Origin of the sequence: Pseudooceanicola lipolyticus (assembly GCF_002786325.1) — a bacterium.
Taxonomy (GTDB): domain Bacteria; phylum Pseudomonadota; class Alphaproteobacteria; order Rhodobacterales; family Rhodobacteraceae; genus Pseudooceanicola_C; species Pseudooceanicola_C lipolyticus.
In genome coordinates, this window is the sequence record NZ_PGTB01000285.1 from 1 (window position 1) to 2,799 (window position 2,799).

Consider the following 2,799-nt stretch of genomic DNA (forward strand, 5'->3'; position numbering starts at 1 on the left):
TGGCGCGGCTGGCGGCGCTGGAGCCGGCCACCCCCGCCGGGCTGGTGGCGGAATGGCGCGCGGTGAGCCCGCCGGGCGGGGACGGGAAGCGATGACCTGGTCCAAGCGGTTCTTCGACATCTTCTTCGCGCTGCTGCTGATGGCGCTGCTGGCGCCGGTGGGGCTGGGCCTGTCGCTGTGGCTGCTGGCGCGCCAGGGCCGGCCGCTGTTCTACGTGGCCGAGCGGATGAAGACGGTGGACCGGCCCTTTGATCTGTGGAAGTTCCGCACCATGACCGTGGCCGCCGCCGATTCCGGGGTCTCGGGCGGCGACAAGGCGGCGCGGATCACCCCGGCCGGGGCCTGGCTGCGCGCCACGCGGCTGGACGAGCTGCCGCAGCTGTGGAACATCCTGAAAGGCGATCTGAGCTTTGTCGGCCCGCGCCCGCCGCTCAGGGCCTATGTGGAGCGGTTCCCCGAACTTTACGCCGAGGTGCTGGCCTGCCGCCCCGGGGTGACCGGGCTGACCTCGATCACCTATCACCGGCACGAGGCGGCGCTGCTGGCGCGCTGCCGCACCGCCGCAGAAACCGATGCGGTCTATGCCCGGATCTGCGTGCCGATGAAGGCGCGGCTGGACCTGATCTATCGCCGCCGCCGCAGCCTGTGCTACGATTTCGACCTGGTGTTCCAGACCATCGGCGGCCTGGTCCGCCGCGGCGGCGGCTGAGGGCGCGCGCGGCCAAATGCAAGGGTTATGTTCAGGCGCAGCAGATTTCTGCCTATTTTCCGGGCAGCCGGCGGGAAACCGTTTTGCGGGCGGCAAAAAATCGGCTAGGGATCACCGTGTTGGGTTGAGTGCGGCGCATTTGCATTTGACATTCCCGTCAGGGGACCGAGGCGGAAGCCGCTCCGGCAGGAGTCCGGATCCGGAACCGGCCCCAGTAAATATTGTGGGGGCTGCGGCCTGAATGTTTTATCTCGTCAGTTCCCTGAGCCGTAAGCAGAAAGCCTATATCTTTCTCGCCGTCGACCTGGCCCTGATCCCCGCCGCGCTGCTGTTCACCTATACCGTGCAAGCGCTGCCGATGTCGCCGCTGGAGGCGCTGTGGCGCACCCTGCCGGTGCTGCCCTATATGCTGGCCATCGCCGCGGCGCTGTCGATGCGGCTGGGGTTGCCGTCGATCCAGCTGATCGCCTATGAGCGCCATGCCGTCGGGCTGACCGCGATTTTTGCGGTGGCGCTGATCGCGGTCTCGGCCGGGCTGTCGGTCTTCACCGGGCTGCAGCTGCCGCTGGGCACCCATGTGATGTTCGGCATCTGCTATTTCCTCTTCGTGGTGGCCGCGCGCGCGGTGCTCTACCAGGTGGTGGTGGCGATCTACCGCCGGGCGCAGCCGCGCCGCCGGGTGCTGATCTATGGCGCCGGCACCACCGGCACCCAGCTGGCGCAGGCGCTGAAAAGCCATGACAGCATCGACCCGATCGCCTTTGTCGACGACAACACCTCGCTGCAGGGCATGACGCTGCTGGGCCTGCCGGTCTATCCGCCGGCGCGCATCGCCCAGATCGCCAAGGAACGCGATGCCGGCCGGGTGCTGCTGGCGATGCCGTCGCTGAGCCAGCCGAAACAGGCGCAGATCGCCCGGCGGCTGCAGAAGATGAAGCTGGAGGTGCAGGCGCTGCCCTCCTTCGCGCAGCTGATCGGCGAGGAGGCGCTGGTGGACAAGCTGACGCCGGTGGCGCCGCAGACCTTCCTGGGCCGCAAACATGCCGAGACCAATCTCGGCGAGGCGGCGCTGAGCTATGAGCGGCGGGTGGTGCTGGTCTCGGGCGCCGGCGGCTCGATCGGCTCGGAGCTGTGCCGCCAGGTGCTGGCCTGCCGGCCGCAGAAGATCGTGCTGTATGAACTCAGCGAACTGGCGCTGTACACCGTGCACCAGGAGCTGGAGCAGCTGACCGAGGGCACCCGGATCGAGCTGGTGCCGGTGCTGGGCTCGGTCACCGATCCGCGCCAGGTGCGCAAGGTGCTCTGCGATCACGGCGTGCAGGTGGTGCTGCATGCGGCGGCCTATAAACATGTGCCGCTGGTCGAGGCCAACCCGCTGCCGGGGCTGGCCAATAATGTCTTCGGCACCCAGACGCTGGCGCGCGAGGCGGCCGAGGCCGGGGTCGAACGCTTTATCCTGGTCTCCTCGGACAAGGCGGTGCGCCCGACCAATGTGATGGGCGCGTCCAAACGCCTGGCCGAGCTGGTGGTGCAGGATCTGGCCACCCGGCATCCCGACACCGTGTTCACCATGGTGCGCTTCGGCAATGTGCTGGGCTCGTCGGGCTCGGTGGTGCCGCTGTTCCAGGACCAGATCAGCCGCGGCGGCCCGGTCACCGTGACCGATCCCAATGTGCGGCGCTTCTTCATGACCATCCGCGAGGCGGTGCAGCTGGTGCTGAAGGCCGGCGCCGAGGCCAGGGGCGGCGAGGTCTTCGTGCTGGATATGGGCAAGCCGGTGCCGATCCTGCAGCTGGCGCGCCAGGTGATCGAAAGCGCCGGCTATACGGTGCGCGACGAGGATCATCCCGAGGGCGATATCGAGATCGAGATCATCGGCCTGCGCCCCGGCGAGAAGATCGAGGAAGAGCTGACCCTGTCGGGCGACCTGATCGGCACCCGCTATCAGAAGATCTTCTGCGCCCGCGAGGCCTATCTGTCGGAGATCGAGGTGGCGGCGGTGCTGCGCGGGCTGCGCCACGCCCTGGCCGCCGGCGACGAGGAGGCGGCGCGCGCGGTGATCGACCGCTGGGTCGAGGGCTTTGCCACCG

At 68.4% G+C, this 2,799-nt stretch carries 2 protein-coding genes; both read left to right on the plus strand.

What is annotated here, in order from left to right:
• Nucleotides 1-91: 91 nt before the first annotated feature.
• A complete protein-coding gene (locus CVM52_RS25010) occupies nt 92-709 on the plus strand; it encodes a sugar transferase (RefSeq protein WP_100164983.1) in 618 nt (205 codons plus the stop codon).
• Nucleotides 710-950: 241 nt separating this feature from the next.
• A partial coding sequence (locus tag CVM52_RS25015; RefSeq protein ID WP_100164984.1) for a polysaccharide biosynthesis protein occupies nt 951-2,799 on the plus strand: 1,849 nt, incomplete at its 3' end.